Below are 15,252 nucleotides of genomic sequence, written 5' to 3' on the forward strand. Positions count from 1 at the left end.
GGGCAAGCGTATTTATGCCCGGCGCAAGGAAACGGTGGAGCGCAGTTTCGCCGATGCTAAGCAGCTACATGGCCATCGCTACGCAAAGATGCGTGGCTTGCGCAAGCTCGCCGAGCAGTGTCTGTTGGGGGCTGCTTGCCAGAATATGAAGAAGATCGCGCTGCTGCTGGCGCGGCTTTTAGCTTCTTTAAACGTCCATTTCGACCGCGCATACGTCTTTATGTGCCATTTCCTCTTGTATGGTGCCTTCTTCTGCCGATTGCCTGTTTTTTTAGAGGCGCGACCCAATTCAAACCACAAAAAATAAAACCCACCAAAAAATGGTGGGTTCGTCAGCAACCTGAAGGGAGCAAGTAACACTTGCTCCCTTTTGTTTTATTACCCTTGCACGTTGTGCAGCCCTACTATGCCGCCTTACGCTCCTGCGCCACACTCTCACGCAGGCGCTTGGCTGCCAGCACCATGTTTTCCAGTGCTTCATAAGTCTCCGGCCAGCCGCGTGTCTTCAGGCCGCAATCCGGATTGACCCACAAGCGGGCATCGGGAATCACACCGCGCGCCTTGCGCAACAGACGTTCCATCTCATCGACTTGCGGCACCCGCGGCGAATGGATGTCGTAGACGCCCGGACCGATGTCGTTGGGGTAAGCGAACTGTCCGAAACCATCCAGCAATTCCATATCCGACCGTGAAGTCTCGATAGTGATGACGTCAGCGTCCATCGCTGCGATCCATGGCAGGATGTCGTTGAATTCCGAATAGCACATGTGGGTGTGGATCTGGGTTTCGTCGCCGACGCCGGCGGCGCTGATCTTGAACGCGCGCACCGCCCAGTCCAGGTAATGCGGCCAGTCGCGTGATTTCAACGGCAAGCCTTCACGGAAAGCCGGTTCGTCGATCTGGATCATGCCGATGTTGGCTTTTTCCAGGTCGCAAACCTCGTCGCGCAATGCCAGGGCGATTTGCAGCGCAGTGGTTTCACGCGGCTGGTCGTCACGTACGAAGGACCATTGCAACATAGTCACCGGACCGGTCAGCATGCCCTTCATCGGCTTGGCCGTCAGGGTCTGGGCAAACTGGCTCCAGCCTACGGTCATCGCTTCCGGACGATACACGTCGCCATAAATAATCGGCGGTTTGACGCAGCGCGAGCCGTAGCTTTGCACCCAGCCATTGGCGGTAAAGGTGTAACCCCACAACTGCTCGCCGAAATATTCGACCATGTCGTTACGCTCAGGCTCGCCATGCACCAGCACGTCGAGACCGAGCTGTTCCTGTTTCTCCACAACGACGCGGATTTCTTCGCGCATCTTGTCAAGGTAATCCAGGTGACCGATTTCACCGCGTTTGTAAGCGGCCCGCGCCTGGCGGATTTCCGCGGTCTGCGGGAAAGATCCGATGGTGGTGGTCGGGAAAGCCGGCAATTGCCACTTGGCTTGCTGCTTGGCGATGCGCGCAGCAAAACCGGCAGAACGCTCGGCATCAGCCGCGGTCACTGCCGCCAGCCGCTTTTGCACCAACGGATTGTGGATGCGGCTGGAGCTGCGGCGGCTGGCCTGGGCTGCGCGCGAAGCGACGAAATGCGCTTCCACTTCAGCTGCCTTGCCATTCAATGCCTGCTTGATGGCGACGATTTCGGCCAGTTTCTGAGTAGCGAACGCCAGCCAGCTTTTCAATTCGTCGTCGAGCTTGGTTTCGTTGGCCAGATCCACCGGCACGTGCAGCAATGAGCAACTGGAGGCCACCCACAACTTGTCGCCCAAATAGGCTTGCAAAGGTTTTAGCTCGGTCAAAACCTGATCCAGGTCGGTACGCCACAGGTTGCGGCCATCGACCACGCCCAGCGACAGCACCTTGTCTTGCGGCCAGCCGGCAGCGATCTGCTCCAGCTGACCGGCGCCACGCACCAGATCCAGATGGACACCGGCCACCGGCAGCGAACGCAGCAGTTCGGCATGTTCGCTGACTTCGCCGAAATACGTAGTCAGCAGCAATGCCGGCGCAGTGCCTGACAATTGCGCATAGGCTGGAGCAAAGGCGGCACGCCAGGTAGCGTCCAGTTCCAGCGCCAGGATCGGCTCATCGATCTGTACCGATTCGATGCCGGCAAGCTGCAAACGCTGCAGTAATTGCTGATAACCGGCCAGCACCTTGGGCAACAGATCCAGCTTATGCGCAATGCCGGACTTGATCTTGCCCTGATACAGCAGCGTCAACGGGCCGACCAGCGCAACTTTTACACGATGACCGAGCGCACGCGCTTCGGCAATCTCATCGTGCAGCCAGTCGACGCCGCCGTCGAACTGCACATCGGCGCTCCATTCCGGCACCAGATAGTGATAGTTGGTATCGAACCATTTGGTCATTTCCATCGCGAAGTGATGCTTGCTGCCGCGCGCCAGGGTGAAATAGTCGGACAGTGTCAGCTGTTTCGGATCGAAGCCGAAGCGGCTTGGAATTGCGCCCAGCAAAGCCAGCGTGCCCAGCACCTGGTCGTACCAGGCAAAGTCGCCGACAGTCACGAAGTCGAGGTCGGCATCGGCCTGCGCCTGCCAGTGACGGGCGCGCAGCGTGGCGCCGGTGGCGCGCAAAGCGGCTTCATCGGAAGCGCCCTTCCAGAACGACTCCTGGGCAAACTTCAGTTCGCGGTGAGCGCCGATGCGCGGAAACCCTAATACGTGTGCCAATGCCATCTTTATCTCCATAAAAAACATATTCGATGACTCGCATGTTGGGCCAACCTGGATTATGATTCAAACGATAAATATTAAGAATCAACTTGAATTTTACTCATACACAGAAATTTAATTAATAATCGAACAATAAATAAGCGACCAATATGCAATCCATCCTGGAACTACGCCACCTGAAAACCCTGCACGCCCTGCGCGAAGCCGGCAACCTGCTGCGCGCGGCGACGCTGCTTAACGTTACCCAGTCGGCGCTGTCGCATCAGATCAAGCAGCTGGAAGATCATCACGGCACTACGCTGTTTGAACGCAAATCGGTGCCGGTGCGGTTTACCCGGGCCGGTGAACGCTTGCTGAAGCTGGCGGATGCGGTATTGCCGCAAGTGGCGGAAAGCGAGCGCGACCTGGTGCGGCTGGCGCAAGGCGTGGCGGGCCAGTTGCGGATTGCGGTGGAGTGCCATACCTGTTTCGACTGGCTGATGCCGGCCATGGATATCTTCCGCAAGCGCTGGCCGGAAGTGGAACTGGATATCGTCTCGGGCTTCCAGGCGGATCCGGTCGGGCTGCTATATGAGCATCGCGCCGATGTTGCGATCGTGGCTGAAGTCGATCTTGATGAAAAGGTGGATTACCACGCCTTGTTCAGCTTTGAAATCGTCGCGCTGGTGGCGCACGATCATCCGCTGGCAAGCAAGGAATATCTGGTTGCAGAGGATTTTGCCGGCGACACGCTGATTACCTATCCGGTGCCGGACGATATGCTGGATGTAGTACGTCAGGTATTGAAACCAGCCGGTGTCCAGACCGCGCGCCGCACCACCGAATTGACGGTAGCGATGCTGCAATTGGTGGCCAGTCGCCGCGGCATCGCTACCTTGCCGATCTGGGCCGCGCAAAATTATCTGACGCGCGATTATGTGCTGGCCAAGAGAATCACCGCCGGCGGCCTCACCGGACGGTTATATGCAGCTTGCCTGCCGGAGATGTCGCAGCAATCGTATCTGGCCGACTTTGTCAGCACCACGCGCGAAAGCTGCTACGTCAACCTGCTGAGCGTAGAACTGCTTTGATTGCGACTGCCTCTGCGGCTACCTGACTAGCGGTCGCATTGCAGATAGCCGTTTATATTGCTGAAGCTGCCGCTCCTGCAGGAGCGCAGCGAGATTGAAGAACGTATCCGACGATTATTGTCGCCGCCGCAAGTTGCCTCCAGCACGCCGCCTCGAATCCCGACATCTGAACAAGACTGGAGGTAGCTTCCCGGCGGCAGGTTTCTGGTGGAACCGCCGTAGTCGCGACCGCCCCCACCCATGCACTGCAGGTTGCCGTTGATATTTTCAAAACTGCCGCTGCGGCAAGATGACAGGGGAATCGCCGACCGCCGGCCGCCATTATCGCCGCCGCAAGTAGCTTCCAGCATCCCGCGCCGCACCACGATATCGCGGCAAGAATCGCGGTAGCTCCCTGGAGGAGTCCAACTGTCGCGGCCGTAGTTGTTGTCGTCGCCATACGAGGGACGGTCGTCATATCCGCCATAAGCGACAATGGTCGGCGCATTGCCATAGCTGCCGGAAACGGCAGGCGAGGCAGGTGAATATCCACTATAGCCGTTGTCGTAAGGGCCTGCTGCACAAGCGGTAAACGCACCGCAGGCAATGATGGCCAGCATGGATTTGATTGTCATTTTTATCTCCGTTCAACAAAGCATTTTGTATCTTCTGTATCTTCTAATTATACTTCGACAAAATAGAGATTTTCCTGAAGATTTCCTGACGATCAGGAGCAACTGGAAACGGGGACCGTGTTCTTGAGAATCTCAGCGGTGTTTGCCGCCACCGAGCGATTGTAGCGAGACAGATGCGGCGCCAGCGTGCACAGCGCCAGGCAAGCGGCTTCCGTCTCTCTAAGTTAGGGCAAGAATGGCCCGGGTTTCATCGTATAAAGCATTGCCATAGCCAACTTCTGCATAGCGTTGAAGCTGGGCCGCAAGCAGCTGCTCGCTCTCTTCCAGCCGCCCTAGCAGACGCAAAGTACTGCCGAGCTGGATCGAGGCACGCGCCTGCCGATAAGGATCGAGACCTTTGCTCGCCAGGGCGGCCCGATACAGCGGTTCCGCCGCCGATTCCAGCCCCGCCGTATCGCGCGCGCAGGCACGCTCGAACAAAGCCACGGCGTCGTCCGCCGGCCGCTCTGCCGCCAGGGCATCGATACCGGTCACTAACGCCTTGGGCGAAATCACATCGACCTGCTGCCAAAGCGCGGCTACACGTGCTTCCCAATCTTGCATGGCGTCGCTCATGCTTTCATGGCTGCCAAGGCATTCTTCAGATCGTTTTTCAGGTCGGTAATATTTTCAACCCCGACCGATAACCTGACCAGCGAATCGCTGATCCCGAGCTTGGCCCGATGCTCTGCCGGAATGGTGGCGTGGGTCATGATGGCGGGATGTTCGATCAGGCTTTCTACCCCGCCCAGGCTTTCTGCCAGTGCAAAGATCTTGCAATGTTCCAGGAAGCGTTTGGCGCCCGCCAGGTCGCTATTCAGTTCTACCGAGATGATGCCGCCATAACCTTGCATCTGGCGCTGCGCCAGTTCATGCTGGGGATGCGAAGCCAAACCCGGATAGTGGACCCGTTTAACTTCCGGCAGGCTTTCCAGCCAACCGGCCAGTTCCAGTCCATTTTCGCAATGGCGCTCCACCCGCAGCGCCAGCGTCTTGACACCGCGCAGGGCCAGGAAACTGTCGAACGGTCCGGCGATGGCGCCCACCGCATTTTGCAGGAACGCCAGGCGCTCGCGCCATTCCGCCTGACGAGCTTCGCTGCCGACCACGGCAATGCCGCCGATGATGTCGGAATGGCCGTTCAGATATTTGGTGGTCGAATGCAGCACCACATCGAAGCCGAAGGTGAGCGGACGCTGCACCATCGGACTGGCGAAAGTATTGTCGGCGACGGCGATGATGCCGCGCTCTCGGCAGATCTTGGCGATCGCGGCCAGGTCGGCCAGCTTCAGCATCGGATTGGTCGGCGTTTCGACCCAGACCATTCTGGTGTCCGGCCGGATCGCTGCAAGCACATTGGCCGGATCAACCATGTCGACGAAACTGAACGACAAGCCGGCGCTGCGCTTGCGCACCTTGTCGAAGAGACGATAGGTGCCGCCGTATAAATCGTCGCCGGCGACCACATGGGCGCCGCTATCCAGCAATTCCAGCACGTTAGCCGCGGCAGCCATGCCGGAAGCGAACGCAAAACCCTGGGCGCCTTCTTCCAGGTCGGCCACGCAGCGCTCCAGCGCCCAGCGCGTCGGATTGTGGGAGCGACCGTAATCCAGCCCCTTGTTGACACCCGGGCTTTGCTGCACGAATGTCGAGGTGGCGTAGATCGGCGGCATGATGGCGCCGGTAGTCGGATCGGGAGCTTGCCCGGCGTGAATCACGCGAGTAGCGAAATGCATATCGGACGGATGCTCGGCATCGTTGCTGATGGTCATGACAGACTCCTTCGAAGATGGTTAAGCAGATCGAAACGGGTAATCAAACCGTAGAAGCGGTCGCCGTCGGCAATGATGGCGACCAAGCCACGGGCTAGCGTACTGCGTAGCGCATCGACACCTGCGGTCGGCGCCAGCTTTTCTATCGCGCTGGTCATGGTGCTACTCACCGGATCACTGAAATGGGCGGCATCGGCAGCCACTTTCAGCAACACGTCGGATTCATCGATAATCCCGATCACATGCTGGCCCCGCCCTTGCTCCTCCGCCTCCGCCTCCATCACCGGTAATTGTGAAACCTCTGCGCTGCGCATGCGGTTAAATGCGGTCATCAAGGTATCGCCAGGCGCCACGCTGATGACGCTGCCCTCGTCGTAACGACGACCGATGATGTCGCGCAAATCGCCCAACAGTTCGCGCTTGAGCAAACCCTGGTCGTGCATCCAGTTGTCGTTGTACATCTTCGACAGGTAACGCGTACCAGTATCGCAAACGATGGTTACAACGCGTTTTGGTTTGCTCTGCTCGCGGCAATAACGGAGCGCTGCCGCCAGCAAGGTACCGGTTGACGAGCCACCCAGGATGCCCTCCGCACGCACCAGTTCGCGGGCGCTGCTGAAACTTTCCTCATCGCTGATCGTATACGTATGTTTGACGCCGGAAAGATCCGCGATGGAGGGAACGAAATCCTCGCCGATTCCCTCAACCGCCCAGGAACCCGGCGTTGATTCTATCTTCCCGGTATTGACATATTCGGCCAGGATAGAACCTTTGGGATCGGCCAGGACAAACTCCAGTTCCGGCTGCGCCTTGCGGAAAAACCGCGTAAGGCCGGTAAGCGTGCCCGCCGAACCGACACCGCAGACGATAGCGTCAAGCTGATGCCCGCATTGCTCCCAAATTTCGGGAGCCGTGCTTTGCTCATGGGCCAGGGGATTGCTTGGATTGTTGAATTGGTCGGCATAGAAAGCACCTGGCATTTCACACGCCAGGCGCGCCGCGTAATCCTGATAGTACTCGGGATGACCCTTGCCGACATCCGACCGGGTCATATGGACTTCGGCGCCGAGCGCTTTCAGATGCTGTATTTTCTCCACCGACATTTTGTCCGGCACCACCAGAATCACACGATAGCCCTTGGCGCAAGCAACCAGCGCCAAGCCCAGGCCGGTGTTGCCGGCGGTCGCTTCTATCACGATGCCGCCAGCTTGCAGGCGGCCATCCTGTTCGGCCGCCTCGATCATGGACAGGCCGATACGGTCTTTGATAGAACCACCCGGATTTTGCGATTCCAGCTTGAGGAAAAGCTGGCAACAGCCGGTATCGAGCCGCGTCACTTCTATCAACGGCGTGTTGCCGATCAGGTCCAGCACTGCTGGACGGCTTGACAAGTTCATGAGCAGATCTTCCTGTTAGAAAATCGACAGCGGTTGCGCTGCCTGCTTCAAAAAAATATGACCGACCTATCTTATCAGTTCTTTGCCGGATTATTTTAGTGTCGAAAACTTTGCTAACGAACTCGGGTAGCGAACTTGCGTAGCAACTAAGCCGGTAATTTTGCCGGCGCGCCCAGAATCGGAAATGGAAAATACACCGAAAAAATCGTCCCGCCGGCTGCCCCGGGCTCGACAGTGATCCTGGCGCCATGATCTTTAGTAATATCGCGCACGATCGCCAAGCCTAAACCATTGCCAGCGACGTGATCGTCAAGCCGATGATAGCGGTTGAAAATCAACTCCTGCTCGGACGGCGCAATCCCGGGGCCAGAATCCTCAACCGAAAAAATCCCGCCATCCTTGCCTTGCAGTGTATTGACCGTGACCGTGCCTTTTTGCGGGGAATAGCGGATGGCATTGTCGACCAGGTTATCGATCAAATCCAGCAACAGGAAATGGTCGCCCATTACGCGAGCCGGCTGCAAGTTGAAGCCAAGGTCGATATTCTTCTTGTGCGCCTGCTCGACAAAATGCTGGATCGATTCCTCCACCAATTTATTGAGATCGACCACCCGCAAGCGTTCTTTCTCGAACTTGGCCGGCTCGGCGCGCGCCAGCGTCAGCAACTGGTTGGTCTGGCGGATCATGCGCTCGGTCGACGACGTCATCAGCGCGATCGAATGCGCGCTTTCCGGTTCGTCCGCATGCTTCTGCAGCAGCCATTCCAGCTGGGTCCGGAAGCCGGCCAGCGGCGTGCGTAACTGATGCGCGACATTGGCGAGAAAATTCTGCTGCGCCTTGGCATCCAGTTGCACTTTATTCAGCAAGCCGTTGATGGCTTTCACTACCGGGCTAAGTTCGAGCGGCACATGATGTTCGTCCAGCGCCGACAAATCCTCTCCACTGCGTGCATTCAGGTCCAGCTTCATCTTTTTCAGCGGCAGCAGCCCCTTGCTGACCGCCAGCCAGATGGCGGCAATCAGCACCAGGCTTAGCACTCCCTCCAACAACATCAGCGCCAAAAATATCACTGAACGAATATGTGTGCGCTTGCGCAAAGTTTCAGCGACGCCAATGAATACCGGCTGATTGCCGATCATGGTTTTCAAGGCCACGACCCGCACTGGCTCGCCGCGCATGAGGCCGTCGTAGGGGGTTGGGTCGTTCAATTGTTCGTTTTGCGGCAACGCGGGGAAATCGGCATCGCCGGCGAGCAGCTTGCCCTGGCGGTCGCGCACCGCCAGGAATATGGCGTCGAAATGATCGACCCGCAGCACCTGCTCGGCTTGCTTCGACAAGTCGATTTCGACTTGTGCGCCGGCTTCGTGCAAACGCGGAATCATGGCCCAGCCGGCGTCCGCCAGGCTCTGGTCGAAAGCGATCTGGGCAGGAATCCAGGCTAGCCAGTAAGTCAGGCCGGCGCCAACGAAATTAACAAGCAGCAACGGCACAATCAGCCACTTCAGCAAACTGATGCGGATGCTGGACATGCTCATGGCTCGCTTTTTTCCAGCATGTAGCCGAACCCGCGTATGGTGCGGATCTCGATCCCGGCATCGGCGATTTTCAGGCGGATCCTGGATATGTAGACCTCGACTGCATTCAGTGTCAGTTCTGCCCCCCAGGGCAATATGGCGTCGATAATCTGCTGGCGCGATACCACGCGTGAAGCTTGCTGCAGCAGATATTCAAGTACCGCCCATTCGCGCACCGACAGATCGATCGTCTTGCCGTTGATTTTTGCACGCCGCGATGAGGTGTTCAGCGACAGGCCGCCCAGATGCATCTCAAGCGGTTGCGGCGCGCTACGGCGCAGCAGCGCGCGCACCCTGGCCACGAGTTCCTGGGTTGCGAACGGCTTCACCAGGTAATCATCCGCCCCCAGCTCCAGCCCATAAACCCGGTCCTGCACCGAATCGCGGGCGGTCAGCAATAGCACCGGCACGTGGCTGCCGCGCGCGCGCAGTCGACGAATCACCTCGAAACCGTCGATACCCGGCAAGCCGATATCCAGCACCACCACTGAGATTTCAGTGCGTTGCAGCAGTGCGTCGGCATCGTTACCGTTCTGCACCACATCGACCACCATGCCGTGGCCTTTGAAGATGCGCAAGATGCCATCTGCCAGCACAGAATCGTCTTCTACCAAAAGAATATGCATTGAATCCTTCGTCATTCCTGAAATTCGCTCAAATGAGGGGTCACCTCATCGAGAATTGCCTTTATTGCAATCGTGCGTAACAAGCACCAATTTTAATCGGTAGGCGCTGCGTGCAGCGATGCCCTGCGATAATAAACGCTTGACCTAGAGCGCACTCTAACTTTTAGACTTTCTTCCATGGCCACTACCATTACGATCCAACAAGCTGCAACAGCCACCGGACTCAGCATCCACACTTTGCGCTATTACGAAAAGATAGGGTTGATCGATCCTGTCCCGAGGCAAAGCAATCAGCATCGCATGTATCGCCAGGAAGACCTGATCTGGATTGGATTCCTGCTCAGGTTGCGCGCTACCGGCATGTCGATACAGAAAATGCTGCGCTATGCCGAACTGCGCAGGCTGGGGGAACAAATTGGCAGTGTGTCAGAGCGCAAGGTAATGCTGGAGCAGCATACGGTAGCGCTGGAAGCTGAACTGTTGGAGTTACAGGAAACGCTGGTGATATTACGCGACAAAGTCGCGCTTTATGCTGACCTGGAACGAAAACTGAAAGCCACCATCGACGCATAACTCATTTGGATAATATTGGATAATCGCTTGGAGAATCGCATGGAACAAAGCACTTATGAAAGAGGTTTGCAACGTTTGAAAGAAGTGGACGACATCGCCGGCGAGAAAGTGATCGACAGCCTGGCCGACATTTCTCCCGACCTGGGACGCTATGTCATCGAATTCGGCTTCGGCGAAATCTATTCCCGTCCCGGACTCAGCTTGCAACAGCGCGAACTGGCCACGGTGGCGGCGCTGACTGCCATGGGTACGGCACAACCGCAATTGAAGGTGCATCTGGCAGCCGCCTTGAACGTCGGCCTGTCACGCCTGGAAATTACTGAAACGATTATCCAGATGGCGCTGTACGCCGGTTTTCCTGCAGCATTGAACGGCATGTTTGCGGCGAAAGAAGTGTTTGCCGAACACGATAAGCTGGCTAGCTTGTAGACGAATGGAGCTGGAATCAAACGTGGTTCCGGCTCGCTCCGTTTGATCAGGACGGAGCCGCGGCACAGATTCCAGATGACAAATCAACAGAAAACCTGGCATGTGCGATTAAACCAATTCCCGGAATGATGATCCGGAAGACATCTGCCATGTGGACACCCGATAAAGTGTCCGACTACCAGACGATGCGGCCATGGTGGCGGCCTTCGCAACACAGCGCAGGCTGAACTCTGCTGTGACTGAAGTCTAAGGGAACTGCGCATTTGCAGGAAATACCGATTCTGGATAGGGATATAAGGAAAAACGATGGCTAACCGCTCTCGTCAAATAGATGCATTCGAGCTTAGCGCGCAAGAATTCTTGCATGCAACCACTCGCCGCTACGGCACAACTCGTCGGCCACCTCCAGCACCAGACGCTCTACCGCCGCGGCCGCAGTGGTCAGCGGAATATTCCTGGATGCACACAAGGTTAGCGTGCGCGACAGCTTTGCGCCGGTGATCGCATAAGCCGTCATCTCGCCGCGCTTGATTTCCGGCAGCAGCGGCGCTACCGGCAAGATGGTGGCGCCGATATCCGCCAAAATGGCCGATTTCATAATCGTCACCGAACTGATTTCGATCACGTTATCAAGCGTCAGGCCTGCGGCCCGGGCGACGCTTTCGATGCGAGGCCGCACGCCGTGCTGCATGCCGGGCAATATCAGCTTTGCCTTGACCGCACGCGCGAAAGTCACAGAGCGGCGTGCTGTCGCATACTGAGAACCGGTGCGCGTAATAAACATCATCTCCTCCTCTACCAGCGGCGTGGTAGCGAATGAGGTCAGCTGGCCGTCATCGAACAACACGGCCAGGTTGATGCGTCCGGTCTTTAATTGCTCGATCAGGTTGCCCGTCAATTCCTCCGTCAATTGCAGCGAAATATCCGGATATCTTTCGCGCATTGCGGTTAGCAAAGGCAATGCCAGGGTGCCTGAAGCACTTTGGGGAATACCCAGGGCGACCGTGCCTGCAGGTTTGTCGGTTGACTGGGCAACAGCCGATCTGGCATCGCTTACCTGCTTCAGGATCGCTTGCGCATGTTCGTAGAAAATCTTGCCGGCGTCGGTGGCGATCACTCCCTGTGCCGAGCGATGCAGCAGTTGCGCAGCCAGTTCGTCTTCCAGTTGCTTGATCTGCTGCGTCAAGGCCGGCTGGGCGATATGCAACACCCGCGCGGCGCGTGACAGCGAACCATGATCGACGATAGCGACAAAATAGCGCAGTTGGCGCAATTCCATAAAGCGCGGACCTCTAGATATGTGTGGACGGTATGCTGCGACAGCGCATAGCAGTGTAAACGACTTCGCCGGGCTCGCCGCGAAATCGCCACATAGCCATTCCACACCTGTAAGGCTACAATGCCTTTCAGCAATATAACCAAATCGAGATTTGCAGCTATCGTTTCTTATAACTAAACCAATAGGCCGAGAGAGAGAGAGAGACATGTCCGATAATCCAAGCGCAACAAGTTCGACCAGCACTCCCGCCAATTCCGCATTCGAAACAGCCACCTACGCCAAGGTGACCTGGCGCCTGCTACCCATGCTGTTCCTCTGCTATGTCGCCTCCTATCTGGATCGCGTGAATGTCGGTTTCGCCAAGCTGCAAATGCTCAACGACCTGAAATTCAGTGAAACCGTTTACGGTCTGGGCGCCGGAATTTTTTTCCTCGGCTACTTCATTTTTGAAATACCCAGCAACATGATCCTGCATCGGGTCGGCGCCCGGCTTTGGATCGCCCGCATCATGATCACCTGGGGCATCGTCTCCGGCGCCATGATCTTTGTCGACAGCCCAACCACGTTTTACGTCATGCGCTTCTTGCTCGGTGTAGCCGAAGCCGGCTTCTTTCCCGGCGTTATCCTGTATCTGACTTACTGGTACCCATCCAATCGGCGCGGCAAAATGACGGCGCTGTTCATGACCGGTGTGCCGATATCCGGCGTCATCGGCGGCCCGCTGTCAGGCTGGATCATGAAAGCCATGCCTGGCGTACATGGTCTGGCAGGCTGGCAATGGATGTTTATCCTGGAGGCGATTCCCTCTTTGGTGCTGGGTGTGGTCGTGATCTTTTATCTGCAAGACCGGATCCGCGGCGCCAACTGGCTGAGCGAGGAGGAAAAGCAACTGCTCGAATCGCAGATACAGGCAGAAAGCAGCCAGAAGACAGAGGCTTCCCTGGGCCAGATGTTTGCCAACCCTCGTGTGTGGCTGATGGCGCTGATCTATTTTTGCTTCGTCATGGGTCTGTACGGCGTCAGTTTCTGGCTGCCCACCATTATCAAGACTACCGGCGTAACCGACACTTTCAATATCGGCTTGCTGACGGCCATCCCTTACGCGACGGCGGCAGTAGCCATGATCTTGATCGGCCAAAGTGCCGATGCACGGCGTGAACGGCGCTGGCACGTGGCGATCCCGGCACTGCTGGGCAGCATCGGCCTGGTCCTGAGCACGGTATACGATCACAATACGTTGCTGGCTATGTCCGCGCTCACCTTGGCGACTATCGGTATCATTACCGTATTGCCGCTGTTCTGGAGTTTGCCGACAGCGTTCCTCGGCGGCGCGGCGGCGGCGGCCGGGATTGCCTTGATCAATTCGCTTGGCAACCTGGCCGGTTTCGTCAGCCCGTACCTGGTCGGCTGGCTCAAAGACCAGACCCAGAGCACCAACAGCGGCATGTTTGTGTTAGCAGCGTCGCTGGTACTGGGTGCATTGCTGACGCTCTCGGTGCCGAAACATCTGGTGAACAAGTAAGTAAAGGTAAAGAGCAGAAAGCAATAGAAAGGACGGTATGCCAGCCCTCGAATTCAGAAATGCTACCGAAGCGGACATGCCGTTCCTGATCGCGCTGCGCAACGCCACCATGAGCGAGCATCTGGAGCGGGTTAACGCCGCCCGCGACGATGCCGCACAACTGGCGCGGGTCCTGTCTCTGTTCGAACATGCCCGGATCGTCTCTATGAACGGCCGGGATATCGGCTTGCTGAAAGCCTATAAGGAACCAACGCGATGGTATATCGCGCAGATCCAGATTGCCCCGGAATTTCAGAGGCAAGGCCTGGGCCGGGCCATCATCGAAAACGTCTTGAACCAGGCTAGCCGCGATCAATTACCCACGGCGCTGAAGGTATTGACCGGCAATCCGGCAAGGCGGCTATACGAAGCGCTGGGTTTCAGGGAAGTCGGTCGGGAAGACGTGGACCACCTGATGGTCTGCCCACCTCGACCAGATCCTTTCCCGGCTTCCGCTTAAGCCGCACCGAAGGTCCGAAACTCCCCTGTCAAATTAAAAACAGCAAAGTGCTTGCATTCAAACTCGCGTTGGATAATAATTTAAATGAGAATCATTACTATTTAAAGCAACCCGATCAAGGAGTTTTTGATGAATAGTTCGCGCCATGCAGCAGATCAGGTTTCGACCGCAACCGAGGACTACCGGACACCGCCAGAACTCCTGATCTCGGCCGTGCTGCACCTGATCTCTCAATACAATATGCACAACCTGGCGAGCGACGCCTGCGTGCAGTCGGCCAAGACGATTGAACGACACTTGCGCACCCTGTCGGACTGGCCAGGCCTGGCACCCGTGCTGCGCGCTACTTGCCAGCAATTGTCGGAGCAATGGACTTCGATGATCGAGCGCGCGTTACCCAAGCAAAAGACTGAACGTTCAGCATTCATCACCCGCATGATTTCGGGTGCGCGCGCCCTCTGACGCCGACTTGTTAATGTTATCAAAGCACGTTTCAGCAAACTTGTGAAAGCGCCAATGTATTCCCCGGGAAGGGAGTAAATCCGTCTCTTGCCTGATCTGAAATGGTGATCGCCAACGACCTGCCCGTTGCTGACGATGACCGCCAGGTTTCAGCTCGCGCACCTGACGGTGTGTGTGTCCTTATCGGCATTAGCCAACACTGTAACGGTCTCTCCTCCTGATACAGTCGATAGCCAAGCCGTTTTTTTCAGAAATCAGCATAATCCTACGATGTTTGGCGGCCTTGTCCTACAATGAAAATGCTGTCGCCGACGTATCATCGAGCCAGATGTACCCTGATTCCTCACTCGAAAAAAGGAACGCACATGATTGCCAATCTACATCTGACCCCTATCGTTTCGCTGATCGCAGGCGTACTTATCCTGGTGATTCCGCGCCTCCTGAACTACATTATCGCGCTGTATCTGATAGTCATCGGCCTGATTGGCTTGTTCGGCCGCTGAGTGACTTGTTCCGTGCCGGGATGCAAAATCCGCACGGATTTGTCAAAAATTTGCGCCTTGCAGCAAACCACGCTTGACAAGGCCCGACTTTATCCCATACATTAAGTGCATGTCTTCCACACGCACCCAATCCTGCTCTCTACTACACGTTGCTGGCTCCCTGCCGGCAATGCTGCTAGTGTCGCTACTAGCGCTATCGCTAC

At 56.8% G+C, this 15,252-nt stretch carries 16 protein-coding genes; 8 read left to right on the top strand and 8 right to left on the bottom strand.

Translation table 11 applies throughout. The features are described from left to right. Window positions 1–307 (top strand): transposase (locus BM029_RS26385; protein WP_244545178.1); only part of this gene is annotated, 307 nt, incomplete at its 5' end. Window positions 308–404: 97 nt separating this feature from the next. Here BM029_RS26385 and metE read toward each other — a convergent pair. Continuing rightward, entirely contained in the window at window positions 405–2,693 is a 2,289-nt protein-coding gene (metE, locus tag BM029_RS22050; protein ID WP_170851184.1) for a 5-methyltetrahydropteroyltriglutamate--homocysteine S-methyltransferase, read from the bottom strand. A gap of 146 nt (window positions 2,694–2,839) precedes the next feature. Between metE and BM029_RS22055 the strand changes: the two genes are divergently transcribed. Next, on the top strand, window positions 2,840–3,760 hold the full coding sequence (locus BM029_RS22055; RefSeq protein ID WP_092439750.1) for a LysR family transcriptional regulator: 921 nt from the start codon (window positions 2,840–2,842) through the stop codon (window positions 3,758–3,760). Window positions 3,761–3,786: 26 nt separating this feature from the next. Here BM029_RS22055 and BM029_RS22060 read toward each other — a convergent pair whose 3' ends face one another. The 6 genes from BM029_RS22060 to BM029_RS22085 form a co-directional block, all read right to left on the bottom strand. Next, on the bottom strand, window positions 3,787–4,374 hold the full coding sequence (locus tag BM029_RS22060; RefSeq protein WP_092439752.1) for a CVNH domain-containing protein: 588 nt from the start codon (window positions 4,372–4,374) through the stop codon (window positions 3,787–3,789). Between the two features lie 219 nt (window positions 4,375–4,593). After that, window positions 4,594–4,989 carry a tetratricopeptide repeat protein gene (locus BM029_RS22065; RefSeq protein ID WP_211482517.1) on the bottom strand — a complete coding sequence of 132 codons (396 nt, stop codon included), beginning with the start codon at window positions 4,987–4,989 and terminating at the stop codon, window positions 4,594–4,596. Further along, on the bottom strand, window positions 4,986–6,185 hold the full coding sequence (locus BM029_RS22070; RefSeq protein WP_170851185.1) for a trans-sulfuration enzyme family protein: 1,200 nt from the start codon (window positions 6,183–6,185) through the stop codon (window positions 4,986–4,988). The genes BM029_RS22065 and BM029_RS22070 overlap by 4 nt, the downstream gene beginning before the upstream one ends. Beyond that, entirely contained in the window at window positions 6,182–7,582 is a 1,401-nt protein-coding gene (locus tag BM029_RS22075; RefSeq protein WP_092439754.1) for a pyridoxal-phosphate dependent enzyme, read from the bottom strand. Before BM029_RS22075 ends, BM029_RS22070 begins: the two co-directional genes overlap by 4 nt. Window positions 7,583–7,728: 146 nt before the next feature. Further along, window positions 7,729–9,117, bottom strand: coding sequence for a sensor histidine kinase (locus BM029_RS22080; protein WP_371329156.1), 1,389 nt, complete (start codon window positions 9,115–9,117; stop codon window positions 7,729–7,731). Next, the gene (locus BM029_RS22085) at window positions 9,114–9,782 is read right to left on the bottom strand and encodes a response regulator transcription factor (protein WP_092439756.1); all 669 of its coding nucleotides are present in this window, start codon (window positions 9,780–9,782) and stop codon (window positions 9,114–9,116) included. The genes BM029_RS22080 and BM029_RS22085 overlap by 4 nt, the downstream gene beginning before the upstream one ends. A gap of 177 nt (window positions 9,783–9,959) precedes the next feature. On the opposite strand from BM029_RS22085, the gene BM029_RS22090 reads away from it, so the two are divergent. After that, complete coding sequence (locus BM029_RS22090) at window positions 9,960–10,355, top strand: MerR family transcriptional regulator (protein ID WP_092439758.1); 396 nt, start codon at window positions 9,960–9,962, stop codon at window positions 10,353–10,355. Window positions 10,356–10,382: 27 nt separating this feature from the next. Next, window positions 10,383–10,784 carry a carboxymuconolactone decarboxylase family protein gene (locus tag BM029_RS22095; protein WP_211482518.1) on the top strand — a complete coding sequence of 134 codons (402 nt, stop codon included), beginning with the start codon at window positions 10,383–10,385 and terminating at the stop codon, window positions 10,782–10,784. 343 nt (window positions 10,785–11,127) lie between these two features. On the opposite strand, the gene BM029_RS22100 is transcribed toward BM029_RS22095, so the two are convergent. Continuing rightward, on the bottom strand, window positions 11,128–12,063 hold the full coding sequence (locus BM029_RS22100; protein ID WP_092439762.1) for a LysR substrate-binding domain-containing protein: 936 nt from the start codon (window positions 12,061–12,063) through the stop codon (window positions 11,128–11,130). Window positions 12,064–12,268: 205 nt separating this feature from the next. Between BM029_RS22100 and BM029_RS22105 the strand changes: the two genes are divergently transcribed. The 4 genes from BM029_RS22105 to BM029_RS22120 all read left to right on the top strand — a co-directional run bounded on the left by BM029_RS22105 (window position 12,269) and on the right by BM029_RS22120 (window position 15,049). Continuing rightward, complete coding sequence (locus tag BM029_RS22105; protein ID WP_092439764.1) at window positions 12,269–13,585, top strand: MFS transporter; 1,317 nt, start codon at window positions 12,269–12,271, stop codon at window positions 13,583–13,585. Window positions 13,586–13,622: 37 nt separating this feature from the next. Continuing rightward, complete coding sequence (locus BM029_RS22110) at window positions 13,623–14,084, top strand: GNAT family N-acetyltransferase (RefSeq protein WP_092439766.1); 462 nt, start codon at window positions 13,623–13,625, stop codon at window positions 14,082–14,084. Between the two features lie 129 nt (window positions 14,085–14,213). After that, entirely contained in the window at window positions 14,214–14,546 is a 333-nt protein-coding gene (locus BM029_RS22115; protein WP_092439768.1) for a hypothetical protein, read from the top strand. A 365-nt stretch (window positions 14,547–14,911) separates the two neighbouring features. Next, window positions 14,912–15,049, top strand: a complete 138-nt coding sequence (locus BM029_RS22120) for a DUF3096 domain-containing protein (protein WP_092414474.1) — start codon at window positions 14,912–14,914, stop codon at window positions 15,047–15,049. The last annotated feature ends 203 nt before the right edge of the window (window positions 15,050–15,252 follow it).

This window comes from Collimonas sp. OK607, from assembly GCF_900111995.1.
Taxonomy (GTDB): Bacteria; Pseudomonadota; Gammaproteobacteria; order Burkholderiales; family Burkholderiaceae_D; genus Collimonas.